The sequence below is a fragment of the Arthrobacter sp. TmT3-37 genome (genome assembly GCF_054510835.1).
Genome location: NZ_JBTNDU010000003.1, coordinates 361,220 through 376,629 on the forward strand (window position 1 = coordinate 361,220; position 15,410 = coordinate 376,629).

A 15,410-nucleotide genomic window follows, 5' to 3' on the forward strand; every position below is an offset into this window, starting at 1 on the left:
GTGTATCTGTGGCCCTGACCGCCGATGTCAAAGAGGAGCTGTCCCACCTCGACGTCAAGAAGTCCTCGGTCCGCAAGGCCGAGGTGTCCGCGCTGCTGAGATTCGCGGGGGGCCTCCACATCATCTCCGGCAGGATCGTCATCGAGGCCGAGGTGGACCTCGCCTCGACGGCGCGCAGGCTCCGGGCGACCATCGCCGAGGTGTACGGGCACAACAGCGAGATCATCGTCGTCTCGGGCGGCGGCCTCAAGCGGGGCAACCGCTATGTGGTGCGCGTGGTGCGCGAAGGGGAGTCCCTCGCCCGCCAGACCGGACTCCTGGACAGCCGTGGCCGCCCCGTCCGGGGATTGCCGTCCGCCGTCGTCAACGGCTCGACGGCGGACGCCGAGGCCGTCTGGCGGGGCGCGTTCCTCGCACACGGCTCGCTGACGGAACCCGGCCGCTCCTCCTCCCTCGAAGTCACCTGCCCCGGTCCGGAGTCCGCCCTGGCACTCGTCGGGGCAGCACGGCGGCTCGACATCGCCGCGAAGGCGCGGGAGGTGCGCGGCGTGGACCGCGTGGTCATCCGCGACGGCGACACCATCGCCGCCCTCCTGACGCGCATGGGCGCGCACGACGCGCTCATGGTGTGGGAGGAGCGCCGGATGCGCAAGGAGGTGCGGGCCACGGCGAACCGCCTCGCGAACTTCGACGACGCCAACCTGCGCCGGTCGGCACAGGCCGCCGTGGCCGCGGGCGCGCGCGTCGAGCGTGCCCTCGAGATCCTCGGCGAGACGGTGCCCGAACACCTGCGCTACGCGGGGGAGCTGCGGGTGGCCCACAAGCAGGCGAGCCTGGACGAACTCGGCCGCCTGGCGGACCCGCCCATGACCAAGGACGCCATCGCCGGCCGCATCCGGCGCCTGCTCGCCATGGCGGACAAGAGGGCGTCGGACATCGGGATCCCGGGGACCGATGCGAATGTGACTGCGGACATGCTCGACGAGTGAAGAAGTGCATAGGATGGAACGACAAGCCCGCTTCTGATCAGGTGGGCCGCCTGCCGTCCGGGCTCCCGCTGGAGCCGACGGGCGCGCCGGCACCTGGGACCACTACATGGAGGACTACGTGAGCGAATACGTACTGCCGGATCTCGATTACGACTACGCGGCCCTGGAGCCGCACATCTCGGGCCGGATCATGGAGCTGCACCACTCCAAGCACCAGGCCACCTACGTCAAGGGCGCCAACGACGCCCTCGCCCAGCTCGCCGAGGCCCGCGCGACCGGGCAGTTCGGGACCATCCCCAAGCTCTCCAAGGACCTCGCCTTCCACGTCGGCGGCGTCATCAACCACAGCATCTTCTGGAAGAACATGTCCCCCGAGGGCGGCGACAAGCCCGAGGGTGAACTGGCCGCGGCCCTGGACGACGCGTTCGGGTCCTTCGACGCGTTCCGCGCCCACTTCACGGCCGCCGCCACCTCCCTGCAGGGCTCCGGCTGGGCCGTGCTCGCGTACGAGCCGCTCGGCCAGAACATCGTGATCGAACAGCTCTACGACCAGCAGGGCAACGTGCCCGTGGGCACCGTGCCGCTGCTGATGCTGGACATGTGGGAGCACGCCTTCTACCTGGACTACGTCAACGTCAAGCCCGACTACGTCAAGGCCTGGTGGAACCTGGTGAACTGGGCCGACGTCCAGACCCGCTTCCAGGCGGCACGCACCGGCGCCTCGGTGCTCATCAAGCCCGGCCGCTGACCGGCCGCCACCACCACACGCCCCGCGCAACCGGGGCGATCCACGTCCGGAGTGCGTGCGGAACGCCGCGCTGAGTAAGGTTGGAGCCGTGCTGGGACGCGTCCCCGCACGGCTCCGGCGACGGACACCGCTCCGCAGGGAGCCAGCAGGACCCGATTCACTTCGGCACGAAGGTGTGCCCGGTACCAGATTTATTCGTCGCCGGCATCACCCGAGAAGGGTCATCACGGCGGCACCACCTATGAAGGAGATGGAAACCAGTGACTACTCGTGTTGGAATCAATGGCTTCGGCCGCATCGGTCGCAACTACTTCCGCGCGGCCCTCGAGCAGGGTGCAGACCTCGAGATCGTTGCCGTCAACGACCTGACGAGCCCCGAGGCCCTCGCCCACCTGCTGAAGTACGACTCCGTGACCGGCCGCCTGAAGGCCTCCGTCGAGGTCGACGGCGGTGACCTCGTGGTCGGTGGCAAGCGCGTCAAGGTACTGGCCGAGCGCGACCCCGCGAACCTGCCCTGGAAGGACCTCGGCGTCGACATCGTGATCGAGTCCACCGGGTTCTTCACCAAGGCGTCCGACGCGCAGAAGCACATCGATGCCGGCGCCAGGAAGGTCCTGATCTCCGCCCCCGCGTCCGACGAGGACCTCACCGTGGTGCTCGGCGTCAACGACGGCGACTACGACCCCGAGAACCACCACATCATCTCGAACGCGTCCTGCACCACGAACTGCCTCGGGCCGCTCGCCAAGGTGCTGAACGACTCCTTCGGCATCGAGCGCGGTCTCATGACGACGATCCACGCGTACACCGCCGACCAGAACCTCCAGGACGGCCCGCACAAGGACCTCCGCCGCGCACGGGCCGCAGCGATCAACATGGTGCCCACCTCCACGGGTGCGGCCAAGGCGATCGGTCTCGTCCTGCCGGAGCTCAAGGGCAAGCTCGACGGCTACGCCATCCGCGTCCCCGTCCCCACCGGTTCGGCCACCGACCTGACGGTCACCCTGGGCCGCGAGGTCACCGCCGACGAGGTCAATGCCGCCTACAAGGCTGCCGCTGCCGACGGTTCGCTCAAGGGCTACCTCTCCTACACGGAGGACCCGATCGTCTCCTCGGACATCGTGACGGATCCGGCGTCGTGCATCTTCGACTCCGGACTGACGAAGGTCCTCGGCAACCAGGTCAAGGTCGTGGGCTGGTACGACAACGAGTGGGGCTACTCGAACCGCCTGGTCGACCTGACCGAAATCGTCGCTGCCAAGCTCTCCTAGGCGATCGCCCGTGGCTTACGCAACGCTCGACGACCTCCTCGCCGAAGGCGTCCGCGGACGCCGTGTCCTCGTGCGCTCGGACCTCAACGTGCCCCTCGAGGGCGACGTCCTGGAGTTGAAGGTCACCGACGACGGCCGCGTACGCGCGTCCCTGCCCGTTCTCCGTAGGCTGAGCGAGGCAGGGGCGGCCGTGATCGTCCTGGCGCACCTCGGACGGCCCAAGGGCGCACCTGAGCAGAAGTACTCGCTCGAGCCGGCCGTGGACGTCCTCCGGGACCTCGCGGACTTCCCGGTCACGCTCGCGCCGGACACCACGGGTGAGGGTGCCCGCAGCGCGGCCGCAGCCCTGGCCGAGGGGGAGGTGCTCGTCCTCGAGAACGTGCGCTTCGACGCGCGTGAGACGAGCAAGGACGACGCCGAGCGGTCGGCCTTCGCCCGCGAGATCGCGGACCTGGCCGGCCCGGACGGCGCCTACGTGGACGACGCCTTCGGTGCGGTGCACCGGAAGCACGCGAGCGTGTACGACATCGCCGCGCTGCTGCCGTCCTACCAGGGTGATCTGGTCAAGGCCGAACTCGTGGTCCTGGAGCGGCTGACGAAGGATCCGCAGCGGCCCTTCGTCGTCGTGCTCGGCGGTTCCAAGGTGTCCGACAAGCTGGCCGTCATCGAGAACCTGATCGGCACGGCCGACCGCATCCTCGTGGGCGGCGGCATGCTGTTCACGTTCCTCGCGGCCCAGGGCCACAAGGTGGGCGCGAGCCTGCTCGAGGAGGACCAGATCGAGACCGTTCGCGGCTACCTCGAGCGGGGCTCCCGTGACGGCACGCAGTTCGTCCTCCCGACCGACATCGTCGTGGCGGAGAAGTTCTCCGCCGACGCCGGTTCGGGCGTTGTCGCCGCGGACGCCATCGAGTCGGGGACGTACGGAGCGACCGGCATCGGCCTCGACATCGGCCCCGTGACGGGTGCGGACTTCGCCGCGAACATCGCCGAGGCGAGAACCGTCTTCTGGAACGGGCCGATGGGCGTCTTCGAGTTCGAGGCGTTCGCCGGCGGTACCCGGGCGGTCGCCCAGGCCCTCGTCGACGCACAGGCGGACGGCGCCCTGACCGTGGTCGGCGGCGGCGACTCCGCCGCTGCCGTCCGCGGCCTCGGCTTCGCCGACGACCAGTTCGGGCACATCTCGACCGGTGGCGGAGCGAGTCTGGAATACCTCGAAGGCAAGGAACTGCCCGGCCTCACGGCTCTCGCCCGCGACTAGCGGGAGGGCGGGGACGATCGACCGCCCGGCAACGGGCGCACAGGAAGAGCGGGATCCGCGGGGCCGAGGCCGCGCGGATCCCGCCCCCATGCAACGAACAGATGGAGTAGGACGATGACCACCTCGACCAACGGCGCCTTCGACCGCCGCCCGCTCATCGCGGGGAACTGGAAGATGAACCTGGACCACATGCAGGGCATCACCTTCCTGCAGAAGCTGGCCTGGACCCTCGACGACGCGGGCCACGACTTCTCGCGCGTCGAGGTCTCGGTCTTCCCGCCCTTCACCGATCTGCGCGGCGTCCAGACGCTCGTCAAGGGTGACAACCTCGACGTCGTCTACGGCGGCCAGGATCTCTCACCCGAGGATTCCGGCGCGTACACGGGGGAAATCTCCGGTCAGTTCCTGGCCAAGCTCGACTGCACCTACGTGCTGGTCGGACACTCCGAACGGCGGACGATCCACTCCGAGTCGGACGCGCTGCTCAACCGGAAGGTGCACGCCGCCTACCGCCATGCACTGGTGCCCGTGCTGTGCGTCGGCGAGGGCCTCGAGATCCGGCAGGCCGGAACGCATGTCGCCTCGACGCTCGAGCAGCTCCGCCAGGGCGTCGCAGGCCTGACGCCGGAACAGGCGTCCGCCCTCGTGGTCGCGTACGAGCCTGTCTGGGCCATCGGTACGGGTGAGGTCGCCGGACCGGAGGACGCGCAGGAGATGTGCGCCGCCATCCGCGCCGAACTCGGCTCCCTCTTCGATGCGGAGACCGCCTCGAGGACGCGCCTGCTCTACGGCGGCTCGGTGAAGGCGGCGAACGCCGCGAGCATCCTCAAGGAGCGCGACGTCGACGGCGTGCTCGTCGGCGGTGCGAGCCTCGACGTGTCCGAGTTTGCTAGTATTGTCAGGTTCGAACAGCATCTGGTGACAGACTAGTTCCGTGCGCCGGCCGCTCCGCCGAGCGGCTACCGAGCCTTGAAAGGGCCCCGTGGAAATCCTCCGTATCATCCTGCTCGTCCTGCTCGGGATCACGAGTCTCCTGCTGACCCTCCTGATCCTGCTCCACAAGGGACGTGGCGGTGGTATGTCGGACATGTTCGGTGGCGGCATGACCTCGAGCATGGGATCGTCCGGGGTCGCCGAGCGCAACCTCAACCGGTTCACGGTGGCCCTCGGACTCGCGTGGGGCGTGGTCATCGTGGCCCTCGGCCTCATCCAGCGTTTCGCCGGCGAGTCGTAGGGCACAGCACACGACCGTACGGAGAAGGCCCCCGCTTCCAGCAGGAAGCGGGGGCCTTCGTCATCGACGGGCCGTCGTCAGCCGACGGACTCCTCCTCGTCCTCGTGGTCGATCAGGCGCCCGGGCAGCTTCTGTGCCGCGTCCTGGTCGATCAGCCACAGGGTCTTCCGCACCCCGCGCGCCCCGGCGGCGGGGACCTGGACATGGCCGGCTCCCGCGAGGGCCAGTCCCACAGCACCGGCCTTGTCGCTGCCGCTGACGGACAGCCAGACCTCCTGGGCGGTGTTGATCGCCTCCAGCGTCAGCGAGATGCGCTGCGGCGGAGGCTTGGGCGCATCGGCGACCCCCACGGTCGTCTCGCCCTTGGTGCGGATGCCGGCCATCTCCGGGAAGAGCGAGGCGACGTGCGCATCGGGTCCGACACCGAGCAGGAGGACGTCGAAGCGGGGCAGGCGCGGATCGGGCTGTACCGCGTCCTCGTCCGCCGCGCGTTCGGCCTTCGCGGCCGCCGCCAGCTGTTCGGCGTAGTCGAGGGCGGCCGCGTCCTCGTCGGGGAACTCGTCCTTCGAGCCGAACTCGTGGATCTTCACGGGGTCGACGGCGACACGGTCGAGGAACGCGGTGCGCGCCTGGACGGCGTTGCGGTCCGGGTCCTCGGCGCGCAGGAACCGCTCGTCGCCCCACCAGAAGTGCACGTTCGCCCAGTCGACCGCCGTGTGCGCCGGTGATTCCACGACGGCCTGCAGGGCCGCCGTGCCGATCGAGCCGCCCGTGAGGACCACGGTGGCCGTGCCGCGGTCGCTCTGCACATCGACCAGGCGCGTGATCAGTCGCGCCGCCACGGCCGCCGCCAGGGATGTCGGGGAAGGATGGATGCTGACTTTCGGTTCAGCGCTCATACGGTCACACGCTCCTCAGGTTGGTCAGGGCGAGTCCTTCGGTGATGACCTCTCCGAAGACCTCGTCGGGGTCGAGCCGCCTCAGCTCCTCGGCGAGGCAGTCACGCAGGCCCCGCCGCGGCAGTGAGATGCGCTGGACGGGTTGGTCCGGTTGGTGCAGCTCGGCGACGTCGTGGTGCGGACGGTGGAGTTCGATGTCCCCACCGTCACGCATGAGGCGCACGCGTTTGAGTCCGGTGCCGGCAGGCCCCGCGGTGATATCGACGGGCGCGTCCAGCGCCCGTGTGAGCCAGGCGGCCAGCAGGACGGTGCTGGGGGAGTCCGACGCGCCCTCGACGGTGACCGCCGTGATCGGCTGGTCGCCCTCGAGCTGGTCCAGCACGGCTGCGAGCTGGATGCGCCAGTTGGTGAGGCGCGTCCAGGCGAGGTCGGTGTCGCCCGCGGCGTAGGTGCTGCGGATGTTGAACAGCGCCGCCGTCGGGTCCGGCTCGTTGGCGGAGTCGGTGATCCGTCGGTGCGCGATGCTGCCGATCGACGTCTGGGAGGCGGCCTCGGGCACGCCGTGCGGCCACCACGCGACGATCGGCGCATCGGGCAGCAGGAGGGCGGACACCAGCGACTCGTTCTCGTCGGAGAGCTCCCCGTAACCGCGCAGCACGATCACCTCGGAGGCCCCGGCGTCGCCGCCGACGCGGATCTGGCCGTCGAGGCGTGTCGGCTCGTCCGGCGATCCCTCGGCGAGGACGATGATGCGGCACGGGTGCTCGCGGCTGGCCTCGTTCGCCGCGTCGATGGCCTCCTCCTCCTGTCCCGACCTAGTGATCACGACGAGGGTGAGCACGCGCCCGAGGGCGACGACGCCGCCGCGTTCGCGCATCGCCATCAGCTCCTTGGACACCTTGGAGGTCGTGGTGTCGGGAAGCTCTACGATCATGGCCTTCTCCAGGTTCGTCCATCGGCTGCGAGCAGCTCGTCGGCGGATGCGGGACCCCAGCTCCCCGGGACATAGGGATCGGGCTGGCCGTCGAGGGACTCCCAGTGCTTCTCGAACGGGTCGAGGATCTGCCAGGACAGCTCCACCTCCTGCTGGCGCGGGAAGAGTGGCGGCTCACCGAGCAGGACGTCGAGGATGAGTCGCTCGTAGGCCTCGGGGCTGGACTCGGTGAACGAGTGCCCGTACCCGAAGTCCATGGTCACGTCGCGGACCTCCGTCTGGGTGCCGGGCACCTTGGAGCCGAAGCGGATCGTGACGCCCTCGTCGGGCTGGACCCGGATGACGACCGCGTTCTGGCCGAAATCCTCCTCGTTGTGGTCCCGGAACAGGAGGTTCGGGGCCCGCTTGAAGACGACGGCGATCTCCGTGACCCTGCGCCCCAGCCGCTTGCCGGCGCGCAGGTAGAACGGGACGCCGGCCCAGCGGCGCGTGTTGATGTCCAGCCGGAGCGCAGCGAAGCTCTCCGTCGTGGAGTCGGCCGGGATGCCCTCCTCCTCGAGGAAGCCGTTGACGCGCTCCCCGCCCTGCCAGCCGGCCTCGTACTGTCCGCGGGCGGACCGGCCGGTGAGGTCGGCGGGGAGGGAGACGGCCGCGAGGACCTTCTCCTTCTCGGACCGGAGGTGGTCGGCGTCGAACGAGATCGGTTCCTCCATGGCCGTCAGGGCGAGCAGCTGGAGCAGGTGGTTCTGGATGACGTCGCGCGCAGCGCCCACACCGTCGTAGTAGCCTGCCCGGCTGCCGATCCCGATGTCCTCGGCCATGGTGATCTGCACGTGGTCGACGTAGTTCGCGTTCCAGAGGGGCTCGAAGAGCTGGTTGGCGAAGCGCAGGGCCAGGATGTTCTGGACCGTCTCCTTGCCCAGGTAGTGGTCGATCCGGAACACCGCGTCCGGAGGGAAGACCTCCTCGACGATGCTGTTCAGCTCCCGCGCGGACTCGAGGTCGTGCCCGAAGGGCTTCTCGATGACCACGCGGCGCCACTGGCCGTCGTCGGGCTGCGCCAGGCCGTGCTCGGAGAGCTTCTGGCACACGGCCTCGAACGCGTTGGGCGGGATCGAGAGGTAGAACGCGTGGTTCCCCCGGGTCCCCCTGCTCTGGTCGAGTTCCTCGATGCATTCCCTGAGGTTCTTGAAGGCGTCGTCGTCGTCGAACTCGCCCCGGACGAAGCGGATGCCGGCGGAGAGCTGCTCCCAGACGGTCTCGTTGAACGGCGTGCGGGCATGCTGCGTGACGGAGTCCTTCACCTGCTCCACGAACTCCTCGTTACTCCAGTCCCGGCGGCCGAAGCCGACGAGGCCGAAGCTCGGGGGCAGGAGCCCCCGGTTCGCGAGATCGTAGATGGCCGGCATGAGCTTCTTCCGGGCGAGGTCGCCCGTCACACCGAACAGGACGAGCGAGGACGGGCCGGCGATCCGGCTGAGCCTCCTGTCCCGGGGGTCGCGCAGCGGATTGGTGGCTCTCGCCGTCGTGCCGTCAGGCATGCCCGTCCGTTCCCCGCTCGTCCCGGCCGGACGCGGCGAGGGCCGAGACGACGCGCCGCAGCTGGGCGACGCCCGCCTCGCGTTCCGTCAGGTGGAGGCGGAGCACGGGCCGGCCATGGTCGGCGAGGACCTGGGCGTCGCCCGCGGCCTGCGCGGAGATCAGCTCGCCGAACGTGAACGGCCGGTCCGGGATGGCGAGGTCCTCGTGCGCTGCACCGGTCAGCTGGAGGTACGCCCCGATGGGCGAGCCGCCCTTGTGGTACTGGCCCGTGGAGTGCAGGAAGCGCGGGCCCCAACCGAACGTGACCGGTCGGCCGGTGGCGCCGGCCAGCGGTGACCGGATCTCCTCGAGTGCGGCCTGCCGGTGCCGGTCGAGGTACGCCTGGACCGAGAGGTAGCCGTTCGCGGGGAGTGCGGCGAGGAGCGCCTCGAGGGCTTCCGCGACCGTGCTCGACGACCCGAGCAGGCCGGCGTCGCCGCGCACCTCCACGGCGCCGTCGACGAAGGCCGCCGGGGAGGGCTCGGGCTGGGCGTCCAGCAGGCCGCGCGCGGCCTGCTTGGCCGCCTCGACGTCGGGCTGGTCGAAGGGATTGATGCCGAGCAGGCGTCCCGCGACGGCGACCGCGTATTCCCAGACGAACAGCTGGCTGCCCAGGGTACCGCTGACCGTCAGCCTGGTGCCGTCGGTGAGCTCGTCGGTGGGAGCCTCGTCGAACGGGGCCAGGAGGACGGGCAGGACGTCGTCGGCCACGTCCGCGAGCTCGGGTGCGCCGCTGGAGGCGACGACGGGAAGCAGCCCGGTGCCGAGCTTGCCGGTGGACTCCGCGATGAGCTGTTCCGCCCAGTCGGCGAAGCCGGGAAGCCCGGATCCGGCATCGGCGAAGACGATCTTGTCGCGGAGCGGGCTGGTCCCGCCCAGGACGGCGCCGAGCTGCAGGCCGACGTTGTCGTCGACGTCGTCGCCGAGGAACTCCGCACTGTCCTCCGCGTCGTCCAGCAGTGTCTCGATGTCCGCGCCGGCGAGGCCGGACGGCACCAGGCCGAAGGCCGTGAGGGCCGAGTACCGGCCGCCGACCTGGGGGTCGGCGTTGAACACCTTCCGGTAGCCCGCCTTGTGTGAAGCCTCATCGAGGGGAGACCCCGGATCGGTCACGATGACGATGCGCGACGCCGCGTCGATGCCGGCGTCGGTGAACGCCTGCTCGAACAGCCGGCGCTGCGAGTCGGTCTCGACGGTGGAGCCGGACTTCGACGACACCACGATCGCGGTGCGCTGCAGGTCCTCCTCGAGGGCCGCGCGCACCTGGTCGGGGTCGGTGGCGTCGAGGACGACGAGCGGGACGCCCGCCTCCTTCGTGATGACCTCCGGCGCGAGCGAGGAGCCGCCCATGCCGCACAGCACGATCCGGTCCACCCCTTCGGCCAGGAGATCGGCGCGGAGGCCCGCGATCTCCGGGAGGAGTGCGCGCGAGCCCTCGAACAGGTCGATCCAGCCCAGGCGGACCGAGGCTTCGGACTCGGCGTCACCGCCCCACAGGGTGGGGTCCTTCGCCATCAGCCGGGAGGCGAAGCGTTCCTGCACGAGTGCGGGTACCGCCGACTCGACCGCGGCGAGCGCCGCGCCGGACGCGGTCAGTGCGAATGAGCCCATGGGGATCAGCCCTTCGAAGCGTCGAGTGCGGTCTGGACGGTCTCGAGGAGCTCCGACCAGCTGGCGACGAACTTGTCGAGGCCCTCGGTCTCGAGCTGCTCGACGACCTCGTCGTACGAGATGCCGATCGCGTCGAGCTGGTTCAGGACCTCGTTGGACTCCGCGTACGTGCCCGTGATGGTGTCGCCCTCGACGACGCCGTGGTCGGCCATCGCCTCGAGCGTCTTCTCCGGCATGGTGTTCACGACGTCCGCTGCGACGAGGCCGGCGACGTAGAGCGTGTCCGGGAGGTTAGGGTCCTTGACGCCCGTCGATGCCCAGAGGGGACGCTGCGCGTTGGCGCCGGCGGACTTCAGGACCTGCCAGCGCTCCGAGGAGAACTGCTCCTGGAAGACCTGGTGGGCGAGGCGTGCGTTCGCGAGTCCCGCCTTGCCCTTGAGTGCCTTCGCCTCGTCGGTCCCGACGGCGTCGAGCCGTGCGTCGATCTCGGCATCGACGCGGGAGACGAAGAAGGAGGCGACCGAGTGGATCCTGGCGAGGTCGTGGCCGTTCTCCTTCGCCTGCTCGAGGCCCACCATGAACGCGTTGATCACGGCGCGGTAGCGCTCGAGCGAGAAGATGAGGGTCACGTTCACGCTGATACCGGCCGCCAGGGTCGAGGAGATCGCTTCGAGGCCCTCGACGGTCGCCGGGATCTTGATGAGCACGTTGGTGCGCTGCACCTTGGCGTGCAGGCGCTTGGCCTCGGCGATGGTCCCGGCGGTGTCGCGGGACAGGCGGGGATCGACCTCGATGGAGACGCGGCCGTCGGCGCCGTGCGTGCGCTTGGCCTCCTCGGCGAAGATGTCGCAGGCCTGGGCGACGTCGTGGGTGGTGATGTCGAAGACGGCCTGGTCCACATCGGCGCCGGCCTCCGCCAGTGCCCCGACCTGGGAGGCGTAGGACTCGCCCTTCTTCAGAGCGGCGGCGAAGATGCTCGGGTTGGTCGTGACGCCCACGACGTTGCGGTCCTCGATGAGGTGCTTGAAGGCGCCCGAGTTGATGCGCTCCCGTGAGAGGTCGTCGAGCCAGATGGATACGCCGGCGGCCGAGAGGTCAGCTGTGGGTGTTGACATGGTGTGCTCCTTGTCCGCTTCCGCGGAATGTGTGCTGGATTCTGACGGAGGGTGCGGGACTACTGGTGGTCACCGGTCTCGGTGGCACGGTGGCCCGACGGCATCGCCGCGGTGCCGTTCGGTGCCAGCGGATCGGCGGCCACGGCCTCGAGGGAGTCCTTGGCGGCCGCGACGACGGCGTCCGCCGTGATGCCGAACTCGCGGTAGAGCGTCTTGTAGTCGGCGGAGGCGCCGAAGTGCTCGAGCGACACGCTGCGTCCGGCGTCGCCGACGATCCCGTGCCAGCTCTGCGAGACGCCGGCCTCGACGGACACGCGGGCGCGGACGGTACGCGGCAGGACGCTCTCGCGGTAGGACGCGTCCTGGGCGTTGAACCACTCCAGGCACGGCATGGACACGACGCGCGCGGAGATGCCCTCCGCCTCGAGGGCCTCGCGGGCTTCCACCGCGAGCTGCACCTCGGAGCCCGTGCCGACGAGGATCACGTCGGGCGATCCGTTCCGTGCTTCGGCGAGCACGTAGCCGCCCTTCGCGACACCCTCGACCGAACCGAACGTGTCACCCTCGGCTGCGCCGTCGCCCCGCTGGTAGGTCGGGATGTTCTGCCGCGTCAGCACGATGCCGGCGGGGTTCTCGGTGTTCTCGAGGATGGTGCGCCAGGCGACGGCCACCTCGTTCGCGTCGCCCGGGCGGACCACGTCGAGTCCCGGGATGGTCCGCAGCGAGGACAGCTGCTCGACCGGCTGGTGGGTGGGGCCGTCCTCGCCGAGGCCGATCGAGTCGTGGGTCCAGACGTAGATGGCCGGGACGCCCATGAGCGCGCCGAGGCGCACCGCGGGGCGCTGGTAGTCGCTGAAGATCAGGAAGGTCCCCGAGAACGCGCGGGTGCTGCTGTGCATCACGATGCCGTTCACGATGGCCGCGGCAGCGTGCTCACGGATACCGAAGTGCAGCACGCGGCCGTACTCGTTGCCCGACCACGACTTGGTCTGGCGGCTCGGCGGGATGAACGACGGCGATCCCTCGATGGTCGTGTTGTTCGACTCCGCGAGGTCGGCGCTGCCGCCCCACAGCTCGGGGAGGGCGGGGCCGATGGCCGTGAGGACCTTGCCGGACGCGGCGCGCGTGGACATGTCCTTGCCGGCCTCGAACGTGGGGAGGGTCTCCTCCCAGCCCTCGGGCAGGGTGCGGGCCTGGATGCGCTCGAGGAGCGCGGCCTCGTCGGCGTGTGCCGCCTTCCAGGCGTCGAAGCCCTCCTGCCAGGCGCTGTGCGCATCGGCACCGCGCTGCACGACGCCGCGGGCGTGGTCCAGGACCTCCGGGTCGACGTCGAAGTGCTTCTCGGGGTCGAAGCCGAGGGCTTCCTTGAGCGCTGCGACTTCGTCCTTGCCGAGTGCGGAGCCGTGGATCTTGCCGGTGTTCTGCTTGTTCGGCGCGGGGTAGCCGATGATCGTGCGCAGCGAGACGATGCTCGGCTTCGAGGTCTCGTTCTTCGCGGCGACGAGCGCGGAGTAGAGCTCGGCGACGTCCTCGACGTACTCGCCGGTCTTGGTCCAGTCGACGCGCTGGGTGTGCCACCCGTACGCCTCGTAGCGCTTCAGGACGTCCTCGGTGAAGGCGATGTCCGTGTCGTCCTCGATCGAGATGTGGTTCTCGTCGTAGATCACCACGAGGTTCCCGAGCTCCTGGTGGCCGGCGAGGGACGAGGCCTCCGCCGTCACGCCCTCCTGGAGGTCGCCGTCCGAGGCGATGACCCAGATGGTGTGGTCGAACGGGCTGGTGCCGGCCGGTGCGTCGGCGTCGAACATCCCGCGCTGGCGGCGCTGGCCGTAGGCGAAACCGACCGACGTCGCGAGGCCCTGGCCGAGCGGGCCGGTGGTGATCTCGACGCCCTTGGTGTGGCGGTACTCGGGATGCCCGGGCGTGAGGGAGCCCCAGGTGCGCAGTGCCTTCAGGTCATCGAGCTCGAGGCCGTACCCGGACAGGAAGAGCTGGATGTAGAGGGTGAGCGAGGTGTGGCCGGGGGAGAGGACGAAGCGGTCGCGGCCGGTCCACTCGGGGTCCGACGGATCGTGCCGCATCAGCTTGTGGAACAGGAGGTAGGCGGCCGGCGCCAGGCTCATGGCCGTCCCCGGGTGTCCGTTGCCCACCTTCTCCACCGCGTCCGCTGCCAGGATGCGGACCGTGTCGACCGCCTTCTGGTCGAGTTCGGTCCAGGTCAGTTCCTGCTCTTGCGTCTGTGGCACGTTTCCGGGCCCCTCTCTGTCCGGAACGGCCGACGACGGGGTGCTTGCAGGCACGCCGTCGGGCTGGCCGTTCACCGTTGAATGCTGCGAGTTCAAGCACCGACCGCGGACAGCATCGAACCCGGAGGGATTCCGGGCAGGCTTCTGCAGCGGGCTTTCGAATCCACACTATCCCTTCCGGCCCGTGAACAGTCGTGGGAGTCGAAGAATGTCGTCCGTCACATCAAGGGGTTGCGGACGGCGCCGGAGAGGCAGCGGGACGAGCCACGAGACCGGCCCGGCCGCTCCATCGTCCTCATGGGCGCTGCACCGCCGGAATCCTGCAGGGGCACTCCTCCGCGCCGCGCCGACCGCGCGGTCCCTGTCGCCGGTCCTCGCGGACACGGTGGAGCCGTACCCGCAAGGACCGCAGGACGGCGATCGGCCCCGATTTCTACAGAGCGTAAAAGGGTATGATGGGCTTTGTCTTTTACTCCGGAAGAAACGAAAGTGTTGCCTTGTGAAGACCCAGCAGGCTCCTGCTCCGGCACGTTCCCCGCAGGCCCGTCAGGGTTTCGGCCGCAAAGCGAAGGCCTACCTCGCCCTGACGAAGCCTCGCGTGATCGAACTCCTCCTGGTGACCACGCTTCCCACCATGATCTTCGCGCAGGGCGGGTTCCCGCCCCTCGGCCTGATCGTGGCCACCATGGTCGGCGGAGCCCTCGCGGCCGGTAGCGCGGGAGCATTCAACTGCTACATCGACCGCGACATCGACAAGCTCATGCACCGCACGGAGAACCGCCCGCTCGTGACCGGTGAGGTCACGCCCCGCGAGGCGCTGGTCTTCTCCTGGATCCTCGGTGCCGTGGCGATCGCCGTCCTGTGGTTCGGTGCCAACCCGCTCGCAGGGCTGCTCGGCGTCGCCGCCATCTTCCTCTACGTCGTCGTCTACACGCTCGTGCTCAAGCGCCGCACGTCGCAGAACATCGTCTGGGGCGGCGCCGCGGGCTGCATGCCCGTCCTGATCGCCTGGGCCGCCGTCACCGGATCCGTCGAGTGGCCCGCCGTCGTCCTGTTCCTGATCATCTTCCTCTGGACGCCCCCGCACTACTGGCCGCTCTCCATGAAGTACAGCGACGACTACAACGCAGCGAGCGTCCCGATGCTCGGTGCGATCGCCGGCGCCCGCGTCGTCTCGGTGCAGGTCGTGCTCTACGCCTGGGCCATGGTGGCGTGCTCGCTCCTGCTGGTCCCCGCCGGTGCCGGCTGGGTCTACTCCGTGGCCGCCCTCCTCGGCGGCGCCTGGTTCATCCGGGAGTCCCACACGCTGTACTCCCTGGCGCAGCGGGGCGAGTTGAACAACAAGGCCGCGATGAAGGTCTTCCACGGCTCCATCAGCTATCTCACCGTGCTCTTCCTCGCCCTCGCGATCGATCCTTTCGTCGGTTCGGCCATCCTGCCCTGAGCCCGCACCCGGCCTGAGCCCGGCCCCGACCCGAGGACACTCCGGCGGCAAGCACGGCCCGCGCCGCGTTCCCGGCC

At 69.6% G+C, this 15,410-nt stretch carries 13 protein-coding genes; 7 read left to right on the forward strand and 6 right to left on the reverse strand.

The genetic code is table 11. From position 1 onward, the window contains the following. Window positions 1–8 precede the first annotated feature (8 nt). The 6 genes from whiA (at window position 9) to secG (ending at window position 5,503) form a co-directional block, all read left to right on the forward strand. A complete protein-coding gene (gene whiA / locus ACX80U_RS06705; protein WP_133081873.1) occupies window positions 9–989 on the forward strand; it encodes a DNA-binding protein WhiA in 981 nt (326 codons plus the stop codon). Window positions 990–1,107: 118 nt separating this feature from the next. Next, entirely contained in the window at window positions 1,108–1,737 is a 630-nt protein-coding gene (locus tag ACX80U_RS06710; RefSeq protein WP_459267847.1) for a superoxide dismutase, read from the forward strand. Between the two features lie 260 nt (window positions 1,738–1,997). After that, the gene (gene gap, locus ACX80U_RS06715; RefSeq protein WP_133081875.1) at window positions 1,998–3,008 is read left to right on the forward strand and encodes a type I glyceraldehyde-3-phosphate dehydrogenase; all 1,011 of its coding nucleotides are present in this window, start codon (window positions 1,998–2,000) and stop codon (window positions 3,006–3,008) included. 10 nt (window positions 3,009–3,018) lie between these two features. Continuing rightward, window positions 3,019–4,269: a phosphoglycerate kinase gene (locus ACX80U_RS06720; protein WP_459267848.1), complete on the forward strand. Its 1,251-nt coding sequence runs from the start codon at window positions 3,019–3,021 to the stop codon at window positions 4,267–4,269. 114 nt (window positions 4,270–4,383) lie between these two features. After that, window positions 4,384–5,199 carry a triose-phosphate isomerase gene (gene tpiA, locus ACX80U_RS06725; protein WP_459267849.1) on the forward strand — a complete coding sequence of 272 codons (816 nt, stop codon included), beginning with the start codon at window positions 4,384–4,386 and terminating at the stop codon, window positions 5,197–5,199. A gap of 52 nt (window positions 5,200–5,251) precedes the next feature. Next, window positions 5,252–5,503, forward strand: a complete 252-nt coding sequence (gene secG, locus ACX80U_RS06730) for a preprotein translocase subunit SecG (RefSeq protein ID WP_043445180.1) — start codon at window positions 5,252–5,254, stop codon at window positions 5,501–5,503. Between the two features lie 77 nt (window positions 5,504–5,580). Here secG and pgl read toward each other — a convergent pair whose 3' ends face one another. From pgl to tkt, 6 genes are read right to left on the reverse strand one after another with little or no spacing between them, the layout of a single operon-like run. Further along, on the reverse strand, window positions 5,581–6,402 hold the full coding sequence (pgl, locus tag ACX80U_RS06735) for a 6-phosphogluconolactonase (protein ID WP_133081878.1): 822 nt from the start codon (window positions 6,400–6,402) through the stop codon (window positions 5,581–5,583). 4 nt (window positions 6,403–6,406) lie between these two features. After that, window positions 6,407–7,336, reverse strand: coding sequence for a glucose-6-phosphate dehydrogenase assembly protein OpcA (locus ACX80U_RS06740; RefSeq protein ID WP_133081879.1), 930 nt, complete (start codon window positions 7,334–7,336; stop codon window positions 6,407–6,409). Next, on the reverse strand, window positions 7,333–8,877 hold the full coding sequence (gene zwf, locus ACX80U_RS06745) for a glucose-6-phosphate dehydrogenase (RefSeq protein WP_208741094.1): 1,545 nt from the start codon (window positions 8,875–8,877) through the stop codon (window positions 7,333–7,335). The genes ACX80U_RS06740 and zwf overlap by 4 nt, the downstream gene beginning before the upstream one ends. Then, window positions 8,870–10,528, reverse strand: a complete 1,659-nt coding sequence (locus ACX80U_RS06750; RefSeq protein WP_459267850.1) for a glucose-6-phosphate isomerase — start codon at window positions 10,526–10,528, stop codon at window positions 8,870–8,872. Before ACX80U_RS06750 ends, zwf begins: the two co-directional genes overlap by 8 nt. 5 nt (window positions 10,529–10,533) lie before the next feature. After that, entirely contained in the window at window positions 10,534–11,643 is a 1,110-nt protein-coding gene (gene tal, locus ACX80U_RS06755) for a transaldolase (RefSeq protein WP_459267851.1), read from the reverse strand. 59 nt (window positions 11,644–11,702) lie between these two features. Then, a complete protein-coding gene (gene tkt, locus ACX80U_RS06760; RefSeq protein ID WP_459267852.1) occupies window positions 11,703–13,889 on the reverse strand; it encodes a transketolase in 2,187 nt (728 codons plus the stop codon). 499 nt (window positions 13,890–14,388) lie between these two features. Between tkt and ACX80U_RS06765 the strand changes: the two genes are divergently transcribed. After that, window positions 14,389–15,333 (forward strand): heme o synthase, encoded by a 945-nt coding sequence (locus ACX80U_RS06765; RefSeq protein ID WP_208741099.1) that lies wholly within the window; start codon window positions 14,389–14,391, stop codon window positions 15,331–15,333. The last annotated feature ends 77 nt before the right edge of the window (window positions 15,334–15,410 follow it).

Coding starts and splice junctions, on each gene's coding strand:
- pgl (WP_133081878.1), bottom strand. CDS start 6,402: ATGAGCGCTGAACCGAAAGTCAGCATCCATCCTTCCCCGACATCCCTG.
- ACX80U_RS06740 (WP_133081879.1), bottom strand. CDS start 7,336: ATGATCGTAGAGCTTCCCGACACCACGACCTCCAAGGTGTCCAAGGAG.
- tal (WP_459267851.1), bottom strand. CDS start 11,643: ATGTCAACACCCACAGCTGACCTCTCGGCCGCCGGCGTATCCATCTGG.
- ACX80U_RS06750 (WP_459267850.1), bottom strand. CDS start 10,528: ATGGGCTCATTCGCACTGACCGCGTCCGGCGCGGCGCTCGCCGCGGTC.
- tpiA (WP_459267849.1), top strand. CDS start 4,384: ATGACCACCTCGACCAACGGCGCCTTCGACCGCCGCCCGCTCATCGCG.
- zwf (WP_208741094.1), bottom strand. CDS start 8,877: ATGCCTGACGGCACGACGGCGAGAGCCACCAATCCGCTGCGCGACCCC.